This is a genomic window from Bdellovibrio bacteriovorus str. Tiberius, from assembly GCF_000317895.1.
Classification (GTDB): Bacteria; Bdellovibrionota; Bdellovibrionia; order Bdellovibrionales; family Bdellovibrionaceae; genus Bdellovibrio; species Bdellovibrio bacteriovorus_F.
Window position 1 is genome coordinate 2,656,397 of the sequence record NC_019567.1, and the last position, 24,136, is coordinate 2,680,532.

Genomic DNA, 24,136 nt, shown 5'->3' on the forward strand with positions numbered 1-24,136 from the left:
AAGCCACCTCATAATAAGATGGCTTCCCAAGTTAGGACCTCTGAATTTCAGTGTCTATAACATCCATAAACAAATCACCGCCACCGCCGTAGGCACCAGGGCTGCAATCAGCAGGTTCAATGGCTTAATACCACCTGGGAACTTATGGCTTAAGATGGAATACCCCGCTGCGTTCGGCGCATTGGCAATAATCGTAAGTCCACCCCCGGCGATGGCACCTGCGACCAGTGCGTATTTGCTGGCATCAGTTAGCCCTTCGACCTGTGACCCCAGATACGTCAGTGCCGCATTATCGGTGATAGCAGTCAAACCCACCGCACCTTTGAACAACAAAAGATCACTCATACTGCCCAGCAAGGGAGCCAGCCACCATTTCTGGAACGCACCAAACTGAATGATACCACCCAGGAACATTGCCACCAGCAGACTTTCCTTCAAGCGCAAAGAATCCTGATAACGCTGAGTCACCGCCGCCACGCCCAGGAACAGCAGGAAGATTCCCATAAAGGCATTCTGATAGTGGGCCGTCACCACAATCCCCGTCAGAAACAACAAATGAACCAGTGTCACCGGCACCGGGATCGCCGCCTGCGAACCAGCCAGACGAGTTTCCACTTCACGCAAAGTGATGCAGCCTTCGGTCAGCTGTTTGCGGAAGACCGCAATCAAAAGAACCGTGTTGATCACAACCGCAATCGCACTTTTCCATCCGAAATGAGACATGACAAAAGCAAAGTCCCAGTTCCACTTACCGGCCACCATCAAAATCGGAGGTGCTGCAAACGGAGTCAGCGCACCGCCAATGGAAATATTCACGAACAGCACGGCAATAAGCCCGTAAATCAGTTTGCTGCTTTCTTTTTGCAGCATCGAGTTCAGCATAAATGCCGTCACGGTCATTGCCGCAGGCTCGGTGATGAAACTGCCGCTCAAAGGCCCCAGAATCAGCACGACAAAAATATCCGTCAGAACCGCTGGCGTGCGAAAGACTTTTTGAATCAAAGATGAAATGAACAAAATACCTTTGCGTCCCGCCGCCAGAACCGGCCGTGTTGAACACACAACCATGATGGCAAAAATAAAGAACGGCTCAATAAAGTTCAGCTTGCTCTGATAATCCAGTGCGGTTGTCCAACCCTCCAGACTGATAAAAATCGCCATGAAGATGGCAGCCCAGATGGCAAACACCGCCTCGATTTCACCTAATAGATGAAGAAAATTGCTCCACAATGAATCTTTGGGAAAGTGATGGGACCAGGCCAAGATACGCCCCACCATGAAGGTGTGAATGACCGCCAGTGCAAACAAAATAGTTCCGATGAGTTCAATCGTTGTGTATGTCATTCAGACATACTACACAGAGACAAAAACCCGTGCCAAACAGAACCGGAAAAACCCGGTGCGATTTTGCTCCGAGTCCAATTCCGCTATTTCTTGACACAAGCTCCCTGGCGGCAGGCCTGGTCAGGCGCGCACAGGATTTCTTTTTCGATGATTTCGCCCTGCTGACACGCAAACTCCAAAAGTTTCTGCGAATCCAGGCATCGATCAAATTCTTTCACCACCTGACGATAGCAGCTGTCCCCAAGGCAGTTTTCATCACCCAGTGAATAAATGACTTTACCTGCGGATTCAGGAATCAGGCCCTGATCTGAGTCCTTGCAGACTTTGGCGTGAGCCACCGACGCCGACATCACCAATGCAATCAACAGGGTTCTCATCATTGTGCCACCTCACAGCTGAAAGTTTTGGTCAGCTTGGCTTGAGTCTGCCACTCACGATCCTTTTTCGGAGAACCGCACTGCACTGCCAACTCCAGATCCACCGCACACTCGCCTTTGCCCGTACTTTGGGTTTTCAGGCGGATGACGGAGGAATACGAACACGGTGATTTGCACTTGGAGTCTTCCAGAAAAGAACCCAGTTCATTTTCACCCATCAATGTTTCCTGTGCATAAGTGGTGGCCGCTTCCTGACACTTTTTAGAATCCGCACGCATCCGGAATGATTTTTTGAAATAGTCCCCGCTCTGCCCGATGGCGAATCGCTGCTGCTCTGAAGAACTGAGCTTCAGGGCTGTGTATTGATCCGGACACGATGCGTGCTTCACCACTGCGGTGGGCTGTGTGGCAATCTCAACCACTGGTGCATTGATGCGTGAGCAGCCGCCAGGACAGCCACCCGCCTCTGCCAAAAAGGCTTTCTGCATGCCTTCCATTTTCTCAAACAGAGACTTCATCTTGCCCGAGGCACTTAAGATGCCATAGGTGATGGCTGGCACCGAATCGGTTTTGGCCGGCGCATTCACTTTGCAGTGAGACTGATTGGATTTATTAAGTTCGTCGCAAATACTTTGCAGATCCTTGACCGTGCTTTTGGACTGAGGGCAGCTTTCCTGCGCTTCCGCTGCGAAGGCTGCAATGAGGACCAGTAAAATAAGAACTGTTTTCATGGGGTTCTTATCGGCACCCCGACCGCGGATTTAAGGGATTTCAGGCCGAAATCCGTTCCTTATTGGTTTCTTAATCTTTCCATATTCTCAGAGCGAACCTATTGGCACAGAGCCATATTATCACTCATAAACTGACGCTGATTCTGAAGGTCGGCTTCGCTATAAACGAATTCATTCAAATCACAGCGGTTCTCGCTGGCCAGTCGTAAAACGGTGTCTTTTTCAGGTGGTGTTAACCCCAGGGACCAGATCATTTTCACTTTCAACCACTGCACCAGGTACTGACAACGATAGGCCGGATTCGGTGGCATGTAACCTTCCGGAGTTTTATCACTCTTGGAGGCGTTTTCTTTTCCGAACACCGACAGCAGATGGAATTCATTGCCCAGATAATTGGAATAAAGACAGCGCTTCGTGCGATTCCATTTGTGGGCTCCGCTGATGTAAGCATTCTTCAGCGGAACGAAGTGATCAACCTGAATGTCACTGGCGCGGGAATACTGACGATCCCCATACGGATCCTGCCACTTCCCCGTGGAGACCGTGCAACCGTTAGAGGCAAAATCCACCGGCACATCTGAATCACGCATCAAAACTTTGGCGCGTGTGTTGTAGCAGTTTTCATCGCGATGATCATTCAGCCAGCCACCGAAGTGTTTGGCGCGATTGTAGCGTTCCCCGACATTTCCATATCCATCGGTGTGATGATCAAAACGCACCAGTGAATAAATTCGGCTGCGCAGTTCAGTGAAAAATTCTTCGTTTTCGTGCAGCAGATTTTGAGCTGCTTCCCAGGGGCCCGTGAAATTTTCAGAATTAGCAGAAAGGGATTCCCTGACTGTGTAATAGTCATCGAAACGGGGGTTGGCGAGATTTTCTTCTGCCAGGGCCTTTGAAATTCCCGAGGTGGCCACCAACATCATCACAAGAAACGTTTTCTTCATGAAGTCTCCAAATCCTTTTAGAGCATCGTTGTTTCCTTATTAGAAAAGGGATTCGGGGCCTTGGCAAAGAGTTTATTTGTTAGACTTCTGTTAACGGCTCCGCTACAAATCCAATTATGTTACGCGTCGGCCGATTCCGCCATCGTCTGTTGGAAGACGAATTCCTCCAAAAACAAAGCCCGCTGGCCCACAAGTGCCTGCAGGTTTTCATGCGTCTGTGGCAGAGCAAATCCTTGTCTGACGCGGAAATCGCGGCAATTTACATTTTGATATTCAGCTTTTTGCGCCGCCCGAAAGACTTTCTGGGGGGCCCGCACAACCAGCCGCTGGCAACCCTTCCGGTCAATTCACGAATCAGCTGTCAGACCTTTTTCGAGTTGCTGCAAAAAGAGCTTCCTGAAGACCTGCGTCAGGCCAAGTCCCTGGCCCGCTTTCAGCGCCCCGACGATCTTTTAAGCTATTTCTGTGCCCACAGCTGGCGCTCTATTCCACTGTCCGTCGCGCAATCACTGATGGCGTGGGAAAACGGCCAGTACCCGCTGCGTCTGCTGTCTTATGTCCCAACACCAAAAGAGGTCTTGAGCATGCAGACCGAAGGGCAACGCTGCGTTTCGATGCTGCAGGATCTGACGGAAATGCAGGAATTCGTCGAAGAAGGCCGTGATGTTCTGGGTTTCATTGTGCATGACCTGATTCACGCGGATCATTTTTTTGCAGATCCCGTGAAGGCCCGCGCACAAATTGAATTCAGCCGCCGCTTGATGGTGGTGTTTGGTTTCCACGACATTCAGGGGATGCTGCAAACCGATGCCGTCTTTAAAAAGGAGTTTGAGTATCTGATGTCAGATATGAACTCTTTCCCGCTGCATTTGCTTAAAACCTTCAAGGCCGTACTTTTGGGCTACTTCAAACGGCGTGAAGGCTTGGCCATGACTGAGGCACTTTCAGAGGCCACAGAAGCTGAATTTCAGCGTTTGTACGAGTCCAGCCTGAAAATCTGGGAATTGCCGCTGGAAGCTCACAGTGCGGCCCAGCGCTTGAATACGCCCCTGTTCCAAGGTCTCGATGACAGCCTTTTGTTGCACTCAGCCCTGCTGCAGTATCAATAAACTTTCATGACGAAAAAGGCTTTTTCTGATAGACTGCCCCTATGTCGATCAAAAAAGAATGCAGCCCTCAATCCACCCCAGAAAACTGCAAAACATGTGGCAACCGCCTTGATAGCATCCTGTGCTCCAATCCGGATGTTTTGCTTATGGTGGAAAAGGCGCGCGTTTCCTGCCGCTTTAAAGCAGGTCAGATGATCTTCTATTCCGGCAACGATCCGCTGGGAATTTTCACCATTCAGTCCGGCCTGGTAAAACTGGAAGTGACGTCCGCCTCGGGCGCGGCGCACACTCTGCGTTTGGTGGGTCCTGGCGGCACCCTGGGTTACCGCTCGCTGTTTGCCAACGAGCCTTATCACGCTTCTGCCGTCGCGGTGGAAGACTGTGAACTCTGCTTTGTTCCCAAAGCCGAGATCATGAACATTTTCAAAAATCATCCTGATCTGGCGATGAAACTTTTGTCCCATATCTCCAAAGACCTGCGTCTGGCTGAAGAAAAATGGATGGATCAAATGGACAAAGGAGCTTCCGAGCGTATCGCCGAAGCTTTGTTGTTCCTGCAAGATCATTTCGCCCATCAGAACTGGACCCGCCGTGAAATCGCCCAGTGGGCCGGGACGACACCTGAAACCGTCATCCGCACTTTGTCGCAATTTGAAAAAGACGGCCTGATTGACCAGACTGATGGTCGCAGCATCCGCATTCTGTCCAAAGATAAACTGCGCGATCGCGCGGAAATCCGCTAACGGCAGGTTGTTATGGAAAAGCGCTTTATCGACAACTGTCCGATCTGCTCCACTCAGGAAGAAAACGTCACTGAACAAATCCTTTCTGTGATTCAGAAAAAAACCTTTGCCAAGAATGCCTTGGTTTTTGAGCAGGAAGAAGAATCCAGAGGTTTGTTCTTAATCACCAAAGGTGTGGTGAAAATCTCCAAGATCTCCCCTGCCGGAAAAGAAATTGTTCTGGGCCTTTTGAGTGCCGGAAAAACTTTTGGTGAAGGCAGTCTGCTGGGGCAGGATCGTCAAGCCGACACCGCCACAACCACCGAACCCACCGAAGTTCTTTATCTGCCGAAAAAAGACCTGCAGGCCATTCTGGACAAGAACCCCCTGCTGTATCAATCCGTGGTGGCTTCTTTGGTCCGCTGGATGGCAAACCTGAATAACGTCATTGAAAACATCAACACACCTTCCGCAAAAGAACGTGTGTGGACTTATCTGTGCCGACTGCAATCCGAGCAGAACAAAGATCTGCTGCAATTAAGCGGCAAAAAGCACGAAGTGGCCCTGATGCTGGGACTCAGACCCGAAACATTTTCACGTGCCCTGGCGGAACTTGAAAGTGACGGCCAGATCAAGATGAATCACAAACAGATTCAAATTCTGCAAAGCTCCAAATAATTCTTCAGGATGATGCCGATCATCCTTTCCCCTTTTTAGGGATGCCACGAAAGTCCGGCCCGATATCCTTGTTGTATCGGGAGGCTTGCAGTGAACATCTACAAGTACGACATCGTCTTCCAGGAAGTGCCGGATCATGTGTCCCTGGCGTTCTATGTTTGTGGCTGCCCGCTGAAATGCCCGGGCTGCCATTCCCCCGAGCTATGGACTGAAAAAACCGGCACGCCTTTAACCACGGAACTGCTGCAGCAGCTGATCACACGTTACCGTGGCAGGATCACTTGCGTTCTGTTTCTGGGTGGAGAATGGCATGAAGCCGAGCTCTGTCAGTTTTTAAAAGTCTGCCATCACAATCATCTTCACACGGCCCTTTACACGGGCCTGACCGAGGTTTCAGTTCGTTTGCTTGAAGGTCTTGATTACCTGAAGACCGGCCCCTGGGTCCGCGCTTTGGGTGGCCTTGATTCCCCCACAACAAACCAGGTCTTTCGGGATCTGCGCACCGGTAAAATTCTAAATCATCTTTTTCAACACAACACAAAGGAGCCCTCCCTATGATCAGACTCACTGAAGAACAAATTCAGAAAAAGATCGCCTTCGTCCAGCAGTACAAATCCGCCGCCAATGCCGCGGAAGGTTCCAGACTGGACGCCAACGCCAACGTCACTTTAAAGAATATTGCGACGCTGGAGGCAGAGATCAACAAGGACATCAATATCCAGATCAACCGCAGCCTGGTCGCCGGAAAAATCGCCGCATTGTTCGGGCCCGAGCTTTCCGCCGAATATGTACGCCAGATCGAAAGTCATGAAATCTATGTTCATGATGAAACATCGCTAAAGCCCTATTGCGCTTCCATTTCCATGTATCCTCTGCTGCTGCAAGGTCTGCGCGATCTGGGCGGTGAATCCAAAGCCCCCCAACATCTGGAAAGCTTCTGTGGCTGCTTTGTGAATCTGGTTTTTGCCGTGTCTGCCCAGTTTGCCGGGGCCGTCGCCACGGTGGAATGGTTGATGTACTTCGATCACTTTGCCCGCAAGGACTATGGTGATGACTATTTGAAAACCCACCAACGCCTGATCAATAATCACCTGCAGCACGTGGTTTATGCTTTAAACCAACCCGCAGCTGCCCGCGGATACCAGTCCGTCTTCTGGAATATTTCTGCTTATGATGAATACTATTTCAAATCCCTGTTCGGTGACTTTGTATTCCCGGATGGTGATCTGCCCCGCTGGGACAGCGTTGAAAAACTTCAGGCGCACTTCATGTCCTGGTTCAACGAAGAACGTAAAAAAGCGATTCTAACTTTCCCTGTGGTGACCGCCGCCATGCTGATTGATGAACAAGGTCCGCGGGACACAGCCTTTGCCACCATGTGCGCGCAAGAACTCAGCCGCGGCAACAGCTTCTTTATGTACATGAGTGATTCCGCCGACAGTCTGGCCAGCTGCTGCCGCCTGCGCAACGAGATTTCCGACAACACCTTCAGTTATTCCCTGGGGGCCGGAGGTGTTGCCACGGGGTCGATTAATGTTATCACCATCAACATGAACCGCCTGGTTCAAAAGAACCTGGATCTGGCCGGGATGGTGGACAAGGTGCAAAAGTATCAGGTCGCCTATCGTGAGCTGATGCAGGAATACTTTGAAGCCGGACTGCTGACGGCATACACTGCCGGATTCATTTCCCTGAACAAGCAATTTTTGACGATCGGAATTAACGGCATGGTGGAAGCCGCTGAATTCAGCGGGCTGAGCGTCGAAAATTCCGGCCCGTACAAGGACTTTGTGCGCGAAAAGCTGAAAGTGATTTATGATGCCAACCGCAAAGCCCGTCAAACTTATGGCTATATGTTCAACACCGAATTTGTGCCGGCTGAAAATCTGGGGGTTAAAAACGCCCAGTGGGACCGCAAGGACGGATTGTTCGTCCCGCGGGACTGCTACAATTCCTATTTCTATGTGGTGGAAAATGATTCTGTGAATCCTCTGGACAAGATGGATCTGCACGGCAAAGAGATGATGCAGTACCTTGATGGTGGATCCGCATTACATCTTAATTTGGAAGAAAGGCTGACCGCCGAAGGTTTCTTAAAACTGATCCGTGCGGCGGCATTGTCGGGCTGCAACTATTGGTGTGTGAATATCAAAATCACCATCTGCAACGCCTGTGAACATATCGACAAAAGAACGCTGTACAAATGCAGCGACTGTGGAAGCCACGATGTTGATCACGCCACCCGGGTCATTGGTTATTTGAAACGTGTTTCCGCCTTCAGCAAGGCACGCCAGACTGAGGCGGCAAAACGTTTCTATCACCCTACTCCTTCACGCGTATCATCTTTGGCAGGAAAATCCAGCCCCACACCAGCAGCCCCAGAATCCAGGTATATGCCGCATACACCAGATGGGACTGATAGATATGCGGAGCAAAACCCGCCGACAGGCGTGTAAGTCCGGCCAGCGCCATCAGGAAGGCTCCAAGGAACAAACCCTTGGAGCTTTTCTCTATGATCATGTCATGCTTACCATGGGACAAAGTCACGCGTGTTGCGATCATGAAGGTCATCAGACCCAAACCTGAAACCAGAATCACATGCAGCAAATGCACCCGGAAAGACGGAACAAATACGGTTGCGGCCTGTCCCACAAACATCAACCAGGCGGAACCCCACAACCACCAGCTTTGAAAAGCCCGGCGCTGCGGAAGACGATGAAGCTTCCAGAAAGAAAACACGATATAAGCCATGACGGCTGTGCGCAGAATCTGACCGGCTTGCGCGTTGACCAGCACTTCCAAAACGAAGCTTGCCACAAACAGAACCGCCAGCGACGAGAACAGTTTAATCCGCGGTGCTGCTTTGCCAGCTTCAGTAGGCAGCGGAGCCCAGCCCAAAAGTGCGGGAATCAAACGGCTGCCCACACCCATCACCAGACACAGAACATAGACCTGCAACAAGAATGTGCGTGCCAAAGAATACAGCGGACCTGGAATATTGATGAATTCACCGGCCAGTAAAGCCATACAGCCCAACAACCCCGCCCCTAAACCCACACCGACAAAAAGAAATGAATCCGGCGGATTGCTTTTACGATTCAAAAAACGGCGGGCCATATAGAAAATCAAAAACACGAAAAGCGCAGTGACGCTCACATAAAACAGGGTCTTGCCTGCTGGCAGCAGGGATGCGAACAACACACCGATCAGCAACAACGATACTTTCTGTTCACCCGCAGTCGGGCCAAAAGTGTTGGTGAATCGCGGAGCCGCCGTCATTAAAAAGCCCGCCACAAAACAAAGAAAGAATCCACCGGACATGATTTCCGGATGATGAAGTCCCGGATAGGAAACCAGATTCCACGGGAACAAAATCCACAATAAAACTCCCCAGATGGCCATCACCCATCCTGCAGGAAAGAAATACCGGTAAGCATCCATTGAAGTCGTACTCATAACTGCCTCATTTCACCCTTCGCGGGTCTCAGAATCAAACTACTCCAACTGCACGGCTGATCACATGATCGGGATCAATATTGGGTAAAAAGTGGCGAAGTTGATCCGGATCATGTTGTTACCTGCGAAAGCACCGCATTCTAAGTAAGAGGGTCCTATGAAAGACATTATTGCCATTTTAAAAAAACAAGACTTTCTGCGCCACCTGAACGACCGTGATCTTCGTTCTTTGTCCCCTTATTTTGAGCTGATTCACATTTCTCATCGCGAGATCCTTTTCAAAAAAGGCCAGCCCATAGAACACATTTATCTGGTGCTATATGGATCATTCAAAATTCAGGAGTCCATCGAAAAAGGAGCGGTGAAAATCTTTAATTTCTTAAGCCAGGGTGAATTCCTGGGCGTTGCCATGGCCGGCCTGCCGCAGCCCCGTTACCCGACTTCTGCGGTCGCCAATGAAGACAGCACTCTGCTAAAGATCCCCATCGGCATTTTCTTTGACCGCCTGATGCTGATCCCGGAACTGCGCCGCAAGGTGAACCGTCAGATTTCCGAGCGTTTTCTGGAGTTCCAGAATGACATCTGCAAATCCCACAAACTGGCCCCCTATCGAGTGGCGGACTTTTTACTGCGCCTGCTGGATCGCCAAGATTCGAACAAAACCTATATTCAGCTTCCCCTGACCCGACTGGATATTGCCGATCGCACCGGCACCCAGAGCGAAACCGTCATCCGCATTTTAAGCCAATGGACCAAACAAGGCTGGATCCGCACCGTAGACCATCATATTGAAATTCTGGATCCCCAAGCCCTGAAGGAGGTGGAAAGTGAACGCCCTTCTCGAAAAACTGCGACAGGAACATCAGATCATCCTGAAAATGTTTGAAGAACAAGTTTCCATTCTGGAAATCATCCATTTCGTCGAAAAAGTGCATCATCCCCTCGAGGAACAGGAATTGTTCCCCGCAGTGGCGGGTCACCCGCTGCTGCGCGAAGGCGGACCGTTATGCACTTATTTCCGGGGCATGGAACTGGATTTAAATCCGCAGGAAGCCCCCCGCCAGCATCTGCGAAAGCTGTATGAAGAAGGCTTCCCCAAAGCCTGTGCTTACGCCAGTTTCAACTGGTTGAACCCACAAAGTCCCTTAAGTCTTCCGATGGATGAGCATGAACTGGGTCATGAGTTAGCCGAAGCTTTGAAGATTCTGGTAAATCCTGACATGCAAAAAATCTATCCGGGATATTTTGAAGTATTAAAGGCCGACTATGAAAGCTTGCTTCGCCGGCATATCGCCAAAGAGGATGGGTGTCTGTTTGTCTTGTGTGAAAAACTGTTAAGCTGATCCCTGTTGCGCTGTCGCGGGCGCAACAGGGGGCTTGTTTCAGGCTACTCGCAGAAACCGCAGCAGCCTTCTTTTTTCTTTTTCGTCAGGCGCAGCTTCCAAACCGCCGGACCTTTTTCAAGATACTCATCAACAAACTGATTGGGACGGGCTTCACCGAACTGGCGCAGCAGCGGAAGCGGATCATGGTTGTTCACGATCAGCAGGCTGTCGCCGCCTTCCAGCTTGTCAAAACTTTCGAAAATAAAAGAATGGCGGGTCGCTGGTTCAATTTTCTGAGCTTCAATGACTAGTTCTTTCATGGAATCACTCCTTTGTTTTCCCCAATTTAGGATGAAAACTCAGCGCCCGCCTTGATCAGGATCAAGGGATGAATTTTATCAGATCTTTTGGATCCCCCGCAGCACCCACCTGGCGGCCACGTGGAACACCGTCGGCGTCAAGCACAGTGATAATGAAAGAATGATCATAGTCGCCGCCCTCTACTTTGCTGTACTTGATTCCCAGCACACTGGCGATTTCGCGTGGTTCTTTGTCAGACTTGGAAGTCAGCAGGCTCCACTGTCCACTGAGGTCTTTCTTTTTACCAAAGGCCTTTAACACCGCGGGCTTGTCTTTTTCCGGATCAAAGCTGACCAGAACAAAGCGCACGTCTTTTTTACCTTTGGCCTGCAGGGCTTTTTCAATCTGCTGCATTTGCGCCACAATCAGGGGGCAAGTGTACACACAGCTGGTATAGGCCATGGAAATCACCACGGGCTTCCCTCGAAGGCTTTCCAGATTCACTTTCTTCCCGTCAGTATCAAGCAAGGATGAATTCAAATTATAGATTGAGTCCTCGCTTAAAGCCGGACTCTTTTCCGCGGCCGCGGGGGCGGCGTGATGATGATGGTCATTGGCCTGGGCCATTGCCACCATCAGCAGAACAACACCAATGGGCAGTACTTTTGACAGTTTCATAAATCACTCCTGTTATTTAGCGCAGCGAAAGCCCAGATTCTGAACAGTGTATCGGGCTTGCAAACTGCTGCGAAATGCAAATCTCATAAAAGCGGCGTAATCCGCCGGGTCTGCTGCACCGGAAGCCCCGGCACCACAGAACAGATTTTTATCCAGCCCCCCGTCAGCGCGGGACTCACCGGTGACCAGAGCCGTGTTGAAATCTTCAACCCACTCCCAGATCAACCCATGCATGTCATACACACCCAAACGGTTGGCACTTCCTTTTTGAACTTTCGGCAAGGGCCACTCCGCCCCCCGCCCGTACCATTCCAGAATCAAAGCCTTGATGTCGGCGTCATTTTTAAAGGGACTTAACGCCACGTATTCCCACTCGTTGGTCAACGGCAGCCGCAGACCTTTCCACGCGCAGTACTCACGTGCCGCAAACCAGCTGACTCGCACCACCGGGGACTGCCCGGACACTTTGTCTTCCCAATGAAGATCGTTCTTCCAATAATCCAGATAGCTGGCATCAGCGAAAATCTTTTTTACCTGGGATTTTCGCCACTGGGGATTTGCTTTCACAAACTCCAGATAGTCGGCATTGGTCACCGGATGCAGGTCCATTTGAAAGGGGGCCACCGTCTGTTTTTTCTGATTCAGCCGGGCCGGCATCTTGAACTCTCCGCCGGGGATCACCACTTGATTCAGCGCCAAGGCACTGAGGCTGATGAAAAGGACGGCCACGATCAGAAGACCCTGTTTAATTCCGTCCATTTTCAACCTCCTTACTGATTCGTTGACGCTTACTTTTTCCCTGCTGCACGGACAGCTTTAACATCCGCCGGAGTCACCACTTTCTTCGAGTTGCCCCACATGCTGTATACATAAGTCAGCACGTTCGCCGCATCTTCGTCAGACAGGATCTGAGCCGGCATAACAGAATTAAATTCTTTGCCGTTCACTTTCACCGGACCTTCCAGACCGTGGATCACCGCAGAAATGGACTTTTCCTTGCTGTTGTTCAGGAAGTCGGATTTCGCCAGCGGAGGAAACGCACCCGGCAAACCCTGGCCATTGCTTTGGTGGCAGGCAAAACAGGATGAATCGTAAATACGCTTCCCGCCCGCCAGACGCTCTTCCAAAGTTTTGGCTGGAATCTGCTTCGGAGCTTCCGCACCGATTTCCTGGATCACGCCCCCCTCGGGCTGATAGATACCGTCTTTAGTTTTGCCGGAATAAATCTCATGATCCTCTTTACCTTCGACTTTCAGCATCCCGATGGCACCTTTATTAAAGGCGCGGAAGATCGAGTGATCGACCAGAATGAAAGTGCCAGTAGTGTCCAGCTTGAATTCAACGATGGCAGAACCACCGGCCGGAACCAAAGTAGTCTGCACGTTTTCATTCACCAGCTTGCCGCCTTCAACATAAACCTTGTCGAAGATCTCACCAATGACGTGGAAGGAAGACACCAGGTTCGGTCCACCGTTACCCACAAACAAACGGACTTTTTCACCAGTTTTGGCTTTCATGGCATTGTCGCCCACCAAAGCACCCACACTGCCGTTAAAGACCACGTAGTCCGCTTTTTCTTCGACCGCCTTAGTCATGCTGAAAGGCTGCAAACCCGGCGCACCGTATTTGCCTTTAGTGTAGAACTCACTCTGCATAACATAGAATTCGCGGTCCACTTTTGGCAGACCTTCTTTAGGTTCAACCAAAATCAAACCGTACATCCCATTGGCAATGTGCATCCCCACCGGCGCAGTTGCACAGTGATAAACATACAAGCCCGGATTCAGCGCCTTGAAGCTGAAAGTGGAACTATGTCCCGGTGCAGTGAAGGAGCCTTCGGCACCACCACCCTGACCTGTCACTGCATGCAAGTCGATATTGTGCGGCAATTTACTGGAAGGATGGTTGTGCAGATGGAATTCCACCTGATCCCCTTCACGAATCCGGATGAACTTGCCCGGCACCTTGCCTCCGAATGTCCAGAAAGTATAATCCACCCCGTCGGCCAGACGCAGTTTTACTTCCTTAGTTTCCAGATTCACAACCACTTTAGTGGCGTGTTTGCGAGTGATCGGTGGTGGCACTTCCGGGGCGTCAGTCAAGACGGCCACTTCCTCGCCTTTAATTTTTTCCGCCATTGCCGCGACCGGAGCTGCGCCGATCAACAAGCCTGCCAAGAGTATCTTTTTATAATTCCAGTCTTTCATCTTTTGTCTCCTTGATGAATTCATCTGCAGCTTCATAGTCGCGAACAACTGACGGAAAATACATGACGGCCATCAATCATCCAAAAAAGTTGCGCTGTTTTTTTAGTCGTTATATATAACATTATGGTTACTTTAGAAGCAAACGGCGGGAATTTGATCTGGATCATGGAACGGGATCCCCCGGATGCCGTAGCATGGACTATTTCTAGACCGTCCCAGTTTAGAAATAGCCTGTAAAGTGCAGCAAATTGAAGCACCTGTGCCTCCAACCCACCTCACATTTTGCGACTATTTTGGGGAACATGATGCCGATCATATCGGGGCGGGGTGGAGAAAGGCATATTTGAGACAGGTCGAGGAGTTTATGAGCACAGCCACCCTACACGAATGCGCCTACTGCCGAGCGGGAACAACAGAACCCGTGTACTGCTGTTCTGCGTGTGAAATGCTGGACCTGCATGTGCGACAGATGCCGGTACTGGGTGAAAAACAAAATCCCTTCGCTTATCTGGATCAACCTGAATTCCGTAAGCTTTATTCCCACCCACAGCAGGACTTTAACTATCTGTTCTTTGCAGAGGGACTGCACTGTTCTTCCTGCGTTCACCTGCTGGAAAAACTTCCTGAATTTTATGATCGCATCGAAACTGCGCGTGTGAACTTCGGTCAAAGCACTGTCACCGTCAAACTTGCCGATGACGGTTCCTTGGCGCAAGTGGCGCACGTGATTGCTGAGCTTGGTTACAAACCTTCCCCTCTGGCCGCCCAGGACAATCTGGCTGAACGTTATCAGTCTGAAAATCGCAGCTTCCTGAAAAGAATTGCGGTGGCTGGTTTCTGTGCCGGGAACACCATGCTGTTTGTGATTCCGGTGTATGCCGGACTTGCCGGCAGCTGGGCGACTGTATTTAACTGGCTGAGCTTCGCGCTGTTCCTGCCAATTCTATTGTATTCAGCGCAGCCTTTCTATAAGGGCGCATGGAACTCTTTGAAGTACAAAGTTATCAATGTAGATCTGCCGATCACTATCGCCATGCTTTCCGGTTTTGCGCTGTCCACGGCCAACCTGATCCGTGGAAATGGTGACATCTATTTCGACAGCACTGCCAGCTTCATGTTCTTCATCCTGTCCGCACGCTATCTATTGAAACGCGTGCAGCAGAACTACCTGTCCCCGTCCCGTATGAAGTCCTTCTTCCAGATGGAAAAATACGAGCGGGTTGACGGTGGCAAGGCCGCCGTGATCCCGTGGTCTTCCGTAAAATCCGGCGATGTGCTGAAGCTGAAACAGGGGCAAAGCCTGCCTTCGGATGCGACTTTGATGTCGTCCCATGCCACTTTGGACATGTCGCTGTTTAACGGCGAATCCCTTCCTAAAGTCTTTTCCTCCGGAATGACTTTGTTTGCCGGCACCAAGGTTCTGGATGACGGTGTTTTGATCCGCATGAATGTGACTTTTGCCGAAAGCAAACTGGGTCAGCTTCTGCAGCAGCTGGATCAGGGGGCTTTGCAAAAAAGCCGCTTCATCGCACTGACTGACCGCCTGGCTCAATATCTGATTATAACTGTTTTCTCTATCGCGGTTTTGTTCTTCCTGGCATACGCCAGTGTGGATATGTCGGAAGCCTTCAACCGCTCTTTGGCGCTGATTGTGCTGGCCTGCCCTTGTGCTTTGGCCTTTGGCTCGCCGCTGACTTTCGGACTGGCTCTGAAGAAATCCCAGCGTCTGGGAATTCTATTAAAAGATGCGACCAGCCTTGAGCGCATGCTGGAAGTTAAAAACATCTTCTTTGATAAAACCGGCACTTTGACTGAAGGGCATCTGTCGCTATCCCACTCTGAACCGGCCATCATTTCTCCGCGCCTGCAAGCCCGCATTCTGGCTTTGGAAGCTCGCTCTTACCACCCGCTGGCCTTTGCACTTCGTAAAGCGTGGCCTCATCCGGAAAGTCTTCCGGTCGTGGAACAAGCCCAGGAAATTCTGGGAAAAGGTGTGAAAGGCCTGATCGACGGAAAGCTGTATGAAATCCGTCACCTGTCTGAAAGCACTCACGAGGATGAAACCGCCATCGAAGTGATTTGCGAGGGTCAAAGCCTGTGCCGTCTTTACTTCCTGGATGAACTGCGTGCAGACTCTGCCCAAGCCGTTCAAGAACTGAAAAAACACGGCATGAACTGCTTCCTGCTTTCCGGGGACAAAAAAAGCCGCGTCTATCAGGCGGCAGCCCAGTGTGGCATAGCCAAAGAAAACGCACATGGCGAACTGTTCCCTGAAGACAAAAAAGAGATTCTGATCCGCCATAAAAACACCTGCATGATCGGCGACGGCGCCAACGATTCCCTCAGCCTTCAGGCCGCGGATGTTGGTATTGCCGTGAAAGGCAGCGTGGACTTAAGCCTGAACAGCGCGGATGTGTACTTCACTCGCGGGGGTCTTTCGCCCTTCTTTGATCTGATGCAGATCTCTTTGCAGACTCAGAATGTTCTGAAACGCAATCTGGGCATTTCCCTGGTTTATAATACTGTCGGCGGACTGCTGGCTTTGGCTGGGTTCATTGATCCGCTGATGGCCGCGATTCTGATGCCGATCAGCTCTATCATTATCATTCTTTCTTCATTGTGGGGTTTCCGATGAACATTATCTTATTGATGATCCCCATGGCATTAATTCTGGGAATAGGCTTTGTCTCTGCCTTTCTCTGGGCCACCAACAAAGGTCAGTTCGATGACCTCGAGACACCAGCACACCGTATTTTAGATGACGAAAACGAAAGGAAAAAATCGTGAACACATCGGGAAATCTCATCGAAAAAATTTACTACGATGACGATATTGTCAAAAAGTTCGTCCTGGCGACCTTGATCTGGGCCGGGGCTGCGTTTCTTTTTGGCTTGATCGCAGCGTTGCAACTGGCTTATTGGCCCATGAACGCCAATCTGGAATGGATCACATTCGGCCGTCTTAGACCGCTGCACACCAATGCCGCGATCTTTGCTTTTGCCGGAAATGCGATCTTTGCCGGGATTTATCATTCCAGCCAAAGACTGCTGAAAACCAGAATGTTTTCGGATGTGCTTTCCAAAATGCACTTCTGGGGCTGGCAGCTGATCATCCTTTCTGCCGCCATCACTTTGCCGCTGGGTTACACTCAGTCCAAAGAATACGCGGAACTGGAATGGCCGATTGATATCGCCATCACAGTTGTGTGGGTGATTTTCGCGATCAACTTCTTTATGACCCTGCGCCAACGCCGTGAAAAACACATGTACGTGGCGATCTGGTTCTATATTGCAACGATTATCACGGTGGCGGTTTTGCACATCGTGAACTCTATCGAGATCCCGGTGACATTCCTGCAGTCCTATCCGGTTTATGCGGGTATTCAGGATGCGCTGGTTCAGTGGTGGTACGGACACAACGCCGTGGCATTCTTCCTGACCACTCCGTTCCTGGGTCTGATGTACTACTATGTACCGAAAGCCGCGAATCGTCCGGTGTATTCTTACCGCCTCAGTATCATTCACTTCTGGGCGTTGGTATTTATCTATATCTGGGCCGGTCCGCACCACTTGCTTTACACTTCCCTGCCGGAATGGGCGCAGACTTTGGGGATGATCTTCTCGATCATGCTGTGGGCTCCGTCCTGGGGTGGTATGATCAATGGTCTTTTGACTTTGAAAGGTTCCTGGCACCTGCTAAGAACCGAGCCCCTGATCAAGTTCTTCGTGGCGGCATTGACCTTCTATGGCATGTCCACTTTCGAAGGGCCTCTGCTTTCCATCAAGTCCATCTCTGCAGTTGGTCACTATACTGACTGGATCGTGGGTCACGTTCACTCTGGCGCTCTGGGCTGGAATGGATTCCTGACTTTCGGTATGGTTTATTATCTGGTGCCACGTTTGTGGAGAACTGAACTGTACTCCAAAAAACTTCTGGAAAACCACTTCTGGATCGGTTTGACCGGTGTGCTTCTGTACTACACTTCCATGGTTGTTGCCGGTATCACTCAAGGTTTGATGTGGCTGGCGGTCGGTGAAGACGGTACTTTGGTGTATCCGGACTTTATCGAAACTGTGGTTCGTATCGTTCCGCTGTACTGGGTTCGTGCTCTGGGTGGATTCCTGTTCATCGTGGGCTTCGTGATGATGTGTTACAACATCTACAAAACCATCAAGCTGGCTCCAAAAGAACAACATGATTCTTACATTGAAGTATCCCGTTCCGGTTATGACGAGCTGACCAAGGGTCACCGCAAACTGGAAGGTATGGGAGCCGTGTTCTCTGTCCTGGCGTTCCTGGCAATTGCCGTGGGTTCCGTGATCGAGATTTACCCGACGCTGTCCCTGCACCGCTATGTGAATCCAAACAACATCGTAGATCCCTATTCACCGCTGGAACTGGCGGGTCGTGATATCTACATCAAGGAAGGCTGCTACGTCTGCCATTCCCAGCAGATTCGCCCGATCGCTTCCGAAGTAATGCGTTATGGAGCGGCCTCCACCGTGGAAGAGTCCATGTACGATCGTCCGTTCCAATGGGGTTCAAAACGTACCGGTCCGGATCTTTCCCGTCTGGGCAAGAAATATCCGAACCTGTGGCATTACAGCCACATGCTGGATCCGCGTGCCGTGACTCCGAAAAGTATCATGCCGAACTATCCGTGGCTGGCAGACAAAAAAACCGACTTCCTGGTTTTGCGTAAAAAACTGTCCGTCATGAAGCAGCTGGATGTTCCTTATGCAGATGATGTTGTGGCGAACGCCGACATTTATGCTCAGAAACAGGCCAAAGAGATCGCTGCGGATCTGGAATCCAACGGCGCTCCAAAAGGTCTTGAAGACAAGGAAATCGTGGCCCTGATTGCTTACCTGCAGTCCCTGGGTCAGAAAGGAAAAGCACAATGAAATCGGAAGGACTGAAATTTTTCACTGACACGCATCTGACCGCGATGGGACTTTTGATCTTCTTCCTGTTCTTTGTAGGAGTGCTGATCTGGGTTTACCGCAAACACAGCTCAGAAATTTACGCGCACATGGAACAGATTCCTTTGAAAGACGGAGAATAAAATGAGCGACGATAACAAGGAAAAATTCCACGAATATGACGGGATTATCGAGCACGATAATCCCCTGCCAACCTGGTGGCTGTGGACCTTCTACCTCACTATCATTTTCGCCTTCCTCTATTACATCCACTATGAGCTGGGGGGTGGCCCGACTTTGCAGGATGAACTGAAAGTGGCGATGACTGAAATCGAACAGGTTCAGGCCAAGGCCGCAACGGCGTCACCGATGGAAACCGAGGAATCCCTGCAGGCCGCGTTTGATAAAGACGGCGTACTGGCAGTGGGTGCTGCGCAGTTTGCCTCGAAGTGTGCTTCCTGCCATGGCCAGGAGCTGCAAGGTTTGATTGGTCCCAATTTAACAGATAAATTCTGGATGCATGGCAAAGCCACTCGTATGGATGTGGTGAAGGTCATTCGTGACGGGGTTCCTGAAAAAGGAATGCCGCCATGGGGGCCGGTCATGAAAAAAGATGAAATCTATGCCGTGTCGGCGTTTATTCTGTCCAAAAAAGGCAGCAACCCGGCGGGCGCGAAAGAGCCTCAAGGTGAGGCTGTCGAGACAGTGGAGTAAGTTATGTCAGGGTTGGATTCAGGAAAGCTGACAAGTGTTGATGAGCACGGCGACCGGTTGAATATCATCCCCGCAGAAGTGCGGGGCCGCTTCCGCCGTCATCGTGACTGGACTCAGATCGTTTTGCTGATTGTGTTCCTGATCCTGCCCTGGACGACTTTCAATGGTCATCAGACCATTCTGCTGGACATCCCCAAACGCGAGTTCGCTCTGTTTGGGGTTCTGTTTAAAGCCCACGATGCGCCGATGCTGTTTTATATCGTCGGAACTTTGACTCTGGGCCTGGCCTTTGTGACCTCGATCTGGGGTCGCGTCTGGTGTGGCTGGGCGTGCCCGCAGACTGTGTTCATTGATGCCGTTTACCGCCGTATTGAAAAATGGGTGGAAGGCACCTACATTCAACGCCGTCAGTTGCGTGACGGACCAATGACCTTCACCAAAATCCGCAAAGTGTCTTTGAAATGGTTCCTGTTTTTTGTCGTGTCTTCTGTGATTGCCCACAGTTTTATTGCCTACTTCGTAAGCGCAAGTGAACTGCTGGCAATGACCCAAGGCTCACCGGCCCAGAACATGACTTATTTCCTGCTGGTGCTGTTTTTCACGGCCATCATTCTTTTCGATTTCGGATGGTTCCGTGAACAGTTCTGCGTGATCATGTGCCCTTACGGGCGTATTCAGTCCGTGCTGCTGGATCAAAAATCCCTGGCCGTGGTTTATGATGTGAATCGCGGCGAACCCCGCAAAGGCACCACTCAACCCAGTCAAAAAGCCGGCGACTGCGTTTCTTGCAATCGCTGCGTGCAAGTCTGCCCGACTGGCATCGACATCCGCAACGGCCTGCAAATGGAATGCATCGCCTGCACCGCGTGTATTGATGCCTGTGATGAAATCATGGAAAAAGTGAAAAAGCCCAAAGGGCTGATTCGCTATGACACTCTGGATGGCAGCAAGATCTCTTTGGCTAAACCACGTTCACTGATTTACATCCTGGCGATTGCGGGTTTGATTGGCGGCCTGGCTTACGCGGTCAGTACGCGCGAACCGGTGCATATCGCAGTCCTTCGCGGGGCCGGTCTGCCCTATTCTTACGTAAAAAACAGTGATGGTCAGGAAGTCCTTTTAAATCAGTTCCGTCTGCACATCCAAAATCAGGGCGCCTTGCGGGCCCGCTACAATCTGACCTTGCCTCAACAACTTCTGGACCAGGGAATCCAGGTTCAGGTGGCGGAAAATCCGATTCATCTGGCGCCGGGTGAATCACGTGAATGGTATTTCTTTGTCAGAATCCCGACATCTGTGATCCCGGCAAATGGACAACTAAAAACAGAAGTGAATGTTCAGGACGAACTGGCTCCGGAAGGTTTCAAGACCCGCCGCGAACTGATTCTTGTCGGACCGAGGTCACAATGATGTCATCAGCACTTCTGGCATTGGGAATATTGTCCTCCAGCTTCTTCGGCAGCTGGCATTGTGCCGGAATGTGCGGACCTGTTGCCACGCTGATGAGTGCTCGCAATAGTTTATTAAGTTATCATCTGGGTCGCTTGTGCTCTTATGTATTGTTGGGTGTTTTGGCGGGATCTCTGGGGCAGTTTTTCCTGAACAGTCAGTTTGTGACCCTGCGCTGGATTTCGGCGATACTTTTGGCATTGGTGCTGGTAGGTTCCGGGGCTCGTCTGATTCTGCCCGCTTCGTGGCAACAGCGTTTGTCTGCGAATAAGATTTCTCATTCCATTTTAAGTGTGATCAAAAGGCTGCAGGCCTTCCATGTCAGAAAGTCCGGCTTTGTCGTGGGATTACTGACAGCCCTTCTTCCCTGCGGCTGGCTTTACACTTACGTCACTGCGGCCATTGCCACTCAAAGCCCGTGGGCTGGTGGTCTGACGCTGGGTCTTTTCTGGCTGGGTGGTTTACCCGCATTAAGTGCTGTTCCCATGATGGTTCGTCAAGGCATTCAACACGCCGGACTTCGCCAGCAACGCATTGCTGGTGGCGTGCTGATCGTGGCAGGTTTGTATTCTTTGGGCAGCTTTATGCTGATGCACTAGTTCAGTTGATATTTCCATCTCGCAACAAACACGACCTTTCCTTAGCCGAGCCTGCTTGTTAGTACGCAGGGATTCGCCGGTTCCGGGTTGTTTTCCTTGTAAGCTTTCCTTCCGCGGGATTAGCGTTAAATCAAGAATTTAAAACACATTCGTTTACTTCTATGAAGGAGGCGTTCTATGGTTTCCCGGACTCATAAGGTACTAGCATCTGTGGCTGTTGCCGGATTTATCGCAGGTTGCGCCAGCAAGCCGCCAAGCGTGCAGCCAATATCTTCCAGTGCCAATCCGACGGCCGAGATTGAAAAAACCGAAGCCATGATCAGCGAGGCCCGCTCGAAACAAATTGACGTGCTGTCACCAGAAAACTTCACGGACGCCACCAAAGCTTTGGAAAAAGCAAAACAGAAAAAGGAAAAAGACAAACCCAATGCTGATATTCTGGAACAGGTCGCCTATTCCCGCGGCTGGCTGAGCGAAGCCAACACCCGCGCTGAAATCGCCCGTACATCGATGAGACAAATCACCGATGCCCGCGAAGGTGCAATGAAAGCCGGAGCCCCAAAACTGTACCCTAAAGAATGGGACAAAGCCGGCAAGGATCTGGAAAAGATCACCGTCGCCATTGAAAAAGGCAACCTGAGCCCCGCTGACAAACGCGGAGACGAAATCATCAGCCGCTATCGCGAGCTGGAGATCATGTCTGTCACCAAAGCTTATCTGGGAACAGCCAAAGACAATCTGGACACGGCTAAAAAAGCCGGTGCCGACAAAAATGCACCGAAGTCCTTTGGTATGGCTGCGATGAAGTATGAAAATGCCGAAAAGCTGATCAAAGCAGATCCGCGCAATCCCGCCATCATCGCCCGTGCCTCCCAGGATGCCACCCGTGAATCCCAGCACCTGATGGATGTCACCCGCAAGGTCAACGCCGGAAATTCGGAAGAACTGGTATTGATGGCGGAACGTCAGCAGCGCACAATTTCAAGCCTGCGCACGGAATATTCCAGTGCAGAACAAGAGCTGCAAACAGTGCAAACTGAAGCCGAACGTCAGCGCATGGAGCTGCAGAAACAGCAAGCCCTGCTGGGTCGTGCCCAAGCGCTGCGCAGCCAGCTAAGACCCAACGAAGCTGAAGTGTTCACCGAAAATGGCAAGCTGATGGTGCGCCTGAAAGGTCTGCAATTCCCAACAGCCCAAGCCAATCTGGGACCTAAAAATCAGGCGCTGTTGAAAAAAGTCGAAGGAGCTTTGGCCGGGGTCACACCATCCAAAGTGATCGTGGAAGGTCACACGGATAACGTGGGCAGCGCTGAAGCCAACCGTGCCCTTTCTGAAAAACGTGCTCAATCCGTACAGAACTTCCTGGTATCCCAGGGAACTCTGCCCGCGGATAAAGTGGAGTCCGTGGGAATGGGTTATGACAATCCAGTTGGTAACAACAACACGGCTGCAGGACGAGCACAGAATCGTCGTATTGATCTTGTGATCGAAACAGAGTAAGGAGGTGCCCTATGGCATCACAAATTCCTGGTCCAGGCTGGCAGGAACTGAAACGAGAGCTCATGCAGAAATGGCGTGAGCTTTCGGACAATGACCTTGAAAGCACCAAAGGCAATGCCCAGTCCATCGTCGATTTGCTGGAACGCAAAGTCGGAATGGCGATCGACGAAGCCAGTGAAAAGTTCGCTGAAATAGCATCGCATTATCACCTGTATGATGAACCCGAGGAAAAGCCGGTGAAAGCTGACGAGGAAAAGAAAGAACGTGTGATGGAGCTAAAGCCAAAAGCTCCGGCGAACCGTGACCGAAAACCGAAAGATGATTTCCTGGGATGAGACCCTGCTCACCCACCGGAGGCTTGATTCAAAGACTGTGTTCTTTCGAATCAGGCCCCGTTTTTTCCCGGACCACACTAACGAAAGAACAAGGCACTGACGTCACAACATGCGGCTCTGAGCCCACCTTGTGAATCAGCTCCAGCATATCTGGTGATCCCTGTGTCTTACGCACAAACACCATCCATCCGGATTCCTTCAATTGCGCAAACACTTTCTGTGGAAACTCGGACGATCCGGCCGTGAATATAACCCGGTCATACGGACCGTTGGCGGTATCGCCTTCAAAGCCATCCCCCGCTTTAACGATCACCTGAGACAGGTGACGTTCGCTCAGGATCTTCCGGGCTCGCACTGCAAGCTCCTCGATCACTTCGACTGACACCACTTTGCCTTCTTTGCCGACGATCTCGGCCATCATCGCTGTGTTCCAGCCGCTGCCCGTACCCAGTTCAAATACTTTCTGACCGGGTTCAAGTTTGAGCAGATCCAGAATGCGCAGAACGAAGCTGGGTTGGGAAATAGTGGATACAAAAGGCGGACTGTTGAAAAGCACCAAGGGATGATCTTCGTAGGCCTCTTCCACTGTGTATTCCGGCACGAAGACGTGGCGTGGTTGACTGTAAAAAGCCTCTACCACTTTTTCAGACAGTGGCAATGCGCGCTTCAAGACACCTTGTTGATAGTGTTCCAATGACAAGCCCATGATTAAGCTTGCAAGCTTTTTTCCCGAACGGCAAGCTTGT

25 protein-coding genes and 1 pseudogene are annotated in these 24,136 nt (G+C 50.9%); 16 read left to right on the forward strand and 10 right to left on the reverse strand.

The genetic code is table 11. The features are described 5' to 3' along the window. Positions 1 to 54: 54 nt before the first annotated feature. The 4 genes from BDT_RS12590 to BDT_RS12605 all read right to left on the reverse strand — a co-directional run bounded on the left by BDT_RS12590 (position 55) and on the right by BDT_RS12605 (position 3,396). The gene (locus BDT_RS12590) at positions 55 to 1,344 is read right to left on the reverse strand and encodes a putative Na+/H+ antiporter (protein ID WP_015091628.1); all 1,290 of its coding nucleotides are present in this window, start codon (positions 1,342 to 1,344) and stop codon (positions 55 to 57) included. 83 nt (positions 1,345 to 1,427) lie between these two features. After that, a complete protein-coding gene (locus BDT_RS12595; RefSeq protein WP_015091629.1) occupies positions 1,428 to 1,724 on the reverse strand; it encodes a hypothetical protein in 297 nt (98 codons plus the stop codon). Beyond that, the gene (locus tag BDT_RS12600; protein WP_015091630.1) at positions 1,721 to 2,452 is read right to left on the reverse strand and encodes a hypothetical protein; all 732 of its coding nucleotides are present in this window, start codon (positions 2,450 to 2,452) and stop codon (positions 1,721 to 1,723) included. The genes BDT_RS12595 and BDT_RS12600 overlap by 4 nt, the downstream gene beginning before the upstream one ends. A 98-nt stretch (positions 2,453 to 2,550) precedes the next feature. Then, positions 2,551 to 3,396, reverse strand: a complete 846-nt coding sequence (locus BDT_RS12605; protein ID WP_015091631.1) for an HNH endonuclease family protein — start codon at positions 3,394 to 3,396, stop codon at positions 2,551 to 2,553. A gap of 116 nt (positions 3,397 to 3,512) precedes the next feature. Between BDT_RS12605 and BDT_RS12610 the strand changes: the two genes are divergently transcribed. The 5 genes from BDT_RS12610 to nrdD all read left to right on the forward strand — a co-directional run bounded on the left by BDT_RS12610 (position 3,513) and on the right by nrdD (position 8,361). Next, a complete protein-coding gene (locus tag BDT_RS12610; protein WP_041577801.1) occupies positions 3,513 to 4,505 on the forward strand; it encodes a hypothetical protein in 993 nt (330 codons plus the stop codon). A 41-nt stretch (positions 4,506 to 4,546) separates the two neighbouring features. After that, positions 4,547 to 5,248 (forward strand): Crp/Fnr family transcriptional regulator, encoded by a 702-nt coding sequence (locus BDT_RS12615; RefSeq protein WP_015091633.1) that lies wholly within the window; start codon positions 4,547 to 4,549, stop codon positions 5,246 to 5,248. Positions 5,249 to 5,260: 12 nt separating this feature from the next. Further along, entirely contained in the window at positions 5,261 to 5,905 is a 645-nt protein-coding gene (locus BDT_RS12620) for a Crp/Fnr family transcriptional regulator (RefSeq protein ID WP_015091634.1), read from the forward strand. A 90-nt stretch (positions 5,906 to 5,995) separates the two neighbouring features. Next, positions 5,996 to 6,463: an anaerobic ribonucleoside-triphosphate reductase activating protein gene (gene nrdG / locus BDT_RS12625; RefSeq protein WP_015091635.1), complete on the forward strand. Its 468-nt coding sequence runs from the start codon at positions 5,996 to 5,998 to the stop codon at positions 6,461 to 6,463. Beyond that, entirely contained in the window at positions 6,460 to 8,361 is a 1,902-nt protein-coding gene (gene nrdD, locus BDT_RS12630) for an anaerobic ribonucleoside-triphosphate reductase (RefSeq protein WP_015091636.1), read from the forward strand. The genes nrdG and nrdD overlap by 4 nt, the downstream gene beginning before the upstream one ends. On the opposite strand, the pseudogene BDT_RS19405 reads toward nrdD, so the two are convergent. Next, positions 8,300 to 9,361: pseudogene (locus tag BDT_RS19405) on the reverse strand (NnrS family protein); the annotation flags it as partial. The gene nrdD and the pseudogene BDT_RS19405 sit on opposite strands and share 62 nt — an antisense overlap. Before the next feature lie 157 nt (positions 9,362 to 9,518). Between BDT_RS19405 and BDT_RS12640 the strand changes: the two are divergent. Continuing rightward, positions 9,519 to 10,247, forward strand: coding sequence for a Crp/Fnr family transcriptional regulator (locus BDT_RS12640; RefSeq protein WP_015091637.1), 729 nt, complete (start codon positions 9,519 to 9,521; stop codon positions 10,245 to 10,247). Further along, on the forward strand, positions 10,189 to 10,704 hold the full coding sequence (locus BDT_RS12645; RefSeq protein WP_235046116.1) for a hypothetical protein: 516 nt from the start codon (positions 10,189 to 10,191) through the stop codon (positions 10,702 to 10,704). The genes BDT_RS12640 and BDT_RS12645 overlap by 59 nt, the downstream gene beginning before the upstream one ends. Before the next feature lie 44 nt (positions 10,705 to 10,748). On the opposite strand, the gene BDT_RS12650 is transcribed toward BDT_RS12645, so the two are convergent. The 4 genes from BDT_RS12650 to nirK all read right to left on the reverse strand — a co-directional run bounded on the left by BDT_RS12650 (position 10,749) and on the right by nirK (position 13,871). After that, entirely contained in the window at positions 10,749 to 11,006 is a 258-nt protein-coding gene (locus tag BDT_RS12650; protein ID WP_015091639.1) for a DUF2249 domain-containing protein, read from the reverse strand. A gap of 61 nt (positions 11,007 to 11,067) precedes the next feature. Next, positions 11,068 to 11,664 carry an SCO family protein gene (locus BDT_RS12655; RefSeq protein WP_015091640.1) on the reverse strand — a complete coding sequence of 199 codons (597 nt, stop codon included), beginning with the start codon at positions 11,662 to 11,664 and terminating at the stop codon, positions 11,068 to 11,070. Between the two features lie 12 nt (positions 11,665 to 11,676). Beyond that, positions 11,677 to 12,423, reverse strand: a complete 747-nt coding sequence (locus tag BDT_RS12660) for a formylglycine-generating enzyme family protein (RefSeq protein WP_015091641.1) — start codon at positions 12,421 to 12,423, stop codon at positions 11,677 to 11,679. 29 nt (positions 12,424 to 12,452) lie between these two features. Continuing rightward, the gene (nirK, locus tag BDT_RS12665; protein ID WP_041577805.1) at positions 12,453 to 13,871 is read right to left on the reverse strand and encodes a copper-containing nitrite reductase; all 1,419 of its coding nucleotides are present in this window, start codon (positions 13,869 to 13,871) and stop codon (positions 12,453 to 12,455) included. Positions 13,872 to 14,235: 364 nt separating this feature from the next. Between nirK and BDT_RS12670 the strand changes: the two genes are divergently transcribed. From BDT_RS12670 to BDT_RS12705, 9 genes are all read left to right on the forward strand, one after another. Next, positions 14,236 to 16,506 carry a heavy metal translocating P-type ATPase gene (locus BDT_RS12670; protein ID WP_235046117.1) on the forward strand — a complete coding sequence of 757 codons (2,271 nt, stop codon included), beginning with the start codon at positions 14,236 to 14,238 and terminating at the stop codon, positions 16,504 to 16,506. Next, the gene (gene ccoS, locus BDT_RS12675; RefSeq protein WP_041577808.1) at positions 16,503 to 16,658 is read left to right on the forward strand and encodes a cbb3-type cytochrome oxidase assembly protein CcoS; all 156 of its coding nucleotides are present in this window, start codon (positions 16,503 to 16,505) and stop codon (positions 16,656 to 16,658) included. The genes BDT_RS12670 and ccoS overlap by 4 nt, the downstream gene beginning before the upstream one ends. Continuing rightward, the gene (ccoN, locus tag BDT_RS12680) at positions 16,655 to 18,775 is read left to right on the forward strand and encodes a cytochrome-c oxidase, cbb3-type subunit I (RefSeq protein WP_015091644.1); all 2,121 of its coding nucleotides are present in this window, start codon (positions 16,655 to 16,657) and stop codon (positions 18,773 to 18,775) included. The genes ccoS and ccoN overlap by 4 nt, the downstream gene beginning before the upstream one ends. Continuing rightward, a complete protein-coding gene (locus BDT_RS19100; RefSeq protein WP_015091645.1) occupies positions 18,772 to 18,936 on the forward strand; it encodes a cbb3-type cytochrome oxidase subunit 3 in 165 nt (54 codons plus the stop codon). The genes ccoN and BDT_RS19100 overlap by 4 nt, the downstream gene beginning before the upstream one ends. Before the next feature lies 1 nt (position 18,937). Then, a complete protein-coding gene (locus BDT_RS12685) occupies positions 18,938 to 19,507 on the forward strand; it encodes a cbb3-type cytochrome c oxidase N-terminal domain-containing protein (protein WP_015091646.1) in 570 nt (189 codons plus the stop codon). Positions 19,508 to 19,510: 3 nt separating this feature from the next. Then, a complete protein-coding gene (ccoG, locus tag BDT_RS12690) occupies positions 19,511 to 20,917 on the forward strand; it encodes a cytochrome c oxidase accessory protein CcoG (protein WP_015091647.1) in 1,407 nt (468 codons plus the stop codon). Then, on the forward strand, positions 20,914 to 21,555 hold the full coding sequence (locus BDT_RS12695) for a sulfite exporter TauE/SafE family protein (protein ID WP_080602404.1): 642 nt from the start codon (positions 20,914 to 20,916) through the stop codon (positions 21,553 to 21,555). The genes ccoG and BDT_RS12695 overlap by 4 nt, the downstream gene beginning before the upstream one ends. A 177-nt stretch (positions 21,556 to 21,732) precedes the next feature. Further along, positions 21,733 to 23,055, forward strand: a complete 1,323-nt coding sequence (locus BDT_RS12700; RefSeq protein WP_041577820.1) for an OmpA family protein — start codon at positions 21,733 to 21,735, stop codon at positions 23,053 to 23,055. A gap of 11 nt (positions 23,056 to 23,066) precedes the next feature. Further along, positions 23,067 to 23,390, forward strand: a complete 324-nt coding sequence (locus BDT_RS12705) for a transcriptional regulator (protein WP_041577822.1) — start codon at positions 23,067 to 23,069, stop codon at positions 23,388 to 23,390. 28 nt (positions 23,391 to 23,418) lie between these two features. Here BDT_RS12705 and BDT_RS12710 read toward each other — a convergent pair whose 3' ends face one another. Further along, positions 23,419 to 24,096, reverse strand: a complete 678-nt coding sequence (locus tag BDT_RS12710) for a protein-L-isoaspartate O-methyltransferase family protein (RefSeq protein WP_015091652.1) — start codon at positions 24,094 to 24,096, stop codon at positions 23,419 to 23,421. Positions 24,097 to 24,136 lie beyond the last annotated feature (40 nt).

Coding starts and splice junctions, on each gene's coding strand:
- BDT_RS12590 (WP_015091628.1), bottom strand. CDS start 1,344: ATGACATACACAACGATTGAACTCATCGGAACTATTTTGTTTGCACTG.
- BDT_RS12595 (WP_015091629.1), bottom strand. CDS start 1,724: ATGATGAGAACCCTGTTGATTGCATTGGTGATGTCGGCGTCGGTGGCT.
- BDT_RS12600 (WP_015091630.1), bottom strand. CDS start 2,452: ATGAAAACAGTTCTTATTTTACTGGTCCTCATTGCAGCCTTCGCAGCG.
- BDT_RS12605 (WP_015091631.1), bottom strand. CDS start 3,396: ATGAAGAAAACGTTTCTTGTGATGATGTTGGTGGCCACCTCGGGAATT.
- BDT_RS12610 (WP_041577801.1), top strand. CDS start 3,513: ATGTTACGCGTCGGCCGATTCCGCCATCGTCTGTTGGAAGACGAATTC.
- BDT_RS12615 (WP_015091633.1), top strand. CDS start 4,547: ATGTCGATCAAAAAAGAATGCAGCCCTCAATCCACCCCAGAAAACTGC.
- BDT_RS12620 (WP_015091634.1), top strand. CDS start 5,261: ATGGAAAAGCGCTTTATCGACAACTGTCCGATCTGCTCCACTCAGGAA.
- nrdD (WP_015091636.1), top strand. CDS start 6,460: ATGATCAGACTCACTGAAGAACAAATTCAGAAAAAGATCGCCTTCGTC.
- BDT_RS12640 (WP_015091637.1), top strand. CDS start 9,519: ATGAAAGACATTATTGCCATTTTAAAAAAACAAGACTTTCTGCGCCAC.
- BDT_RS12650 (WP_015091639.1), bottom strand. CDS start 11,006: ATGAAAGAACTAGTCATTGAAGCTCAGAAAATTGAACCAGCGACCCGC.
- BDT_RS12655 (WP_015091640.1), bottom strand. CDS start 11,664: ATGAAACTGTCAAAAGTACTGCCCATTGGTGTTGTTCTGCTGATGGTG.
- BDT_RS12660 (WP_015091641.1), bottom strand. CDS start 12,423: ATGGACGGAATTAAACAGGGTCTTCTGATCGTGGCCGTCCTTTTCATC.
- nirK (WP_041577805.1), bottom strand. CDS start 13,871: ATGAAAGACTGGAATTATAAAAAGATACTCTTGGCAGGCTTGTTGATC.
- BDT_RS12670 (WP_235046117.1), top strand. CDS start 14,236: ATGAGCACAGCCACCCTACACGAATGCGCCTACTGCCGAGCGGGAACA.
- ccoS (WP_041577808.1), top strand. CDS start 16,503: ATGAACATTATCTTATTGATGATCCCCATGGCATTAATTCTGGGAATA.
- BDT_RS19100 (WP_015091645.1), top strand. CDS start 18,772: ATGAAATCGGAAGGACTGAAATTTTTCACTGACACGCATCTGACCGCG.
- BDT_RS12685 (WP_015091646.1), top strand. CDS start 18,938: ATGAGCGACGATAACAAGGAAAAATTCCACGAATATGACGGGATTATC.
- ccoG (WP_015091647.1), top strand. CDS start 19,511: ATGTCAGGGTTGGATTCAGGAAAGCTGACAAGTGTTGATGAGCACGGC.
- BDT_RS12695 (WP_080602404.1), top strand. CDS start 20,914: ATGATGTCATCAGCACTTCTGGCATTGGGAATATTGTCCTCCAGCTTC.
- BDT_RS12700 (WP_041577820.1), top strand. CDS start 21,733: ATGGTTTCCCGGACTCATAAGGTACTAGCATCTGTGGCTGTTGCCGGA.
- BDT_RS12705 (WP_041577822.1), top strand. CDS start 23,067: ATGGCATCACAAATTCCTGGTCCAGGCTGGCAGGAACTGAAACGAGAG.
- BDT_RS12710 (WP_015091652.1), bottom strand. CDS start 24,096: ATGGGCTTGTCATTGGAACACTATCAACAAGGTGTCTTGAAGCGCGCA.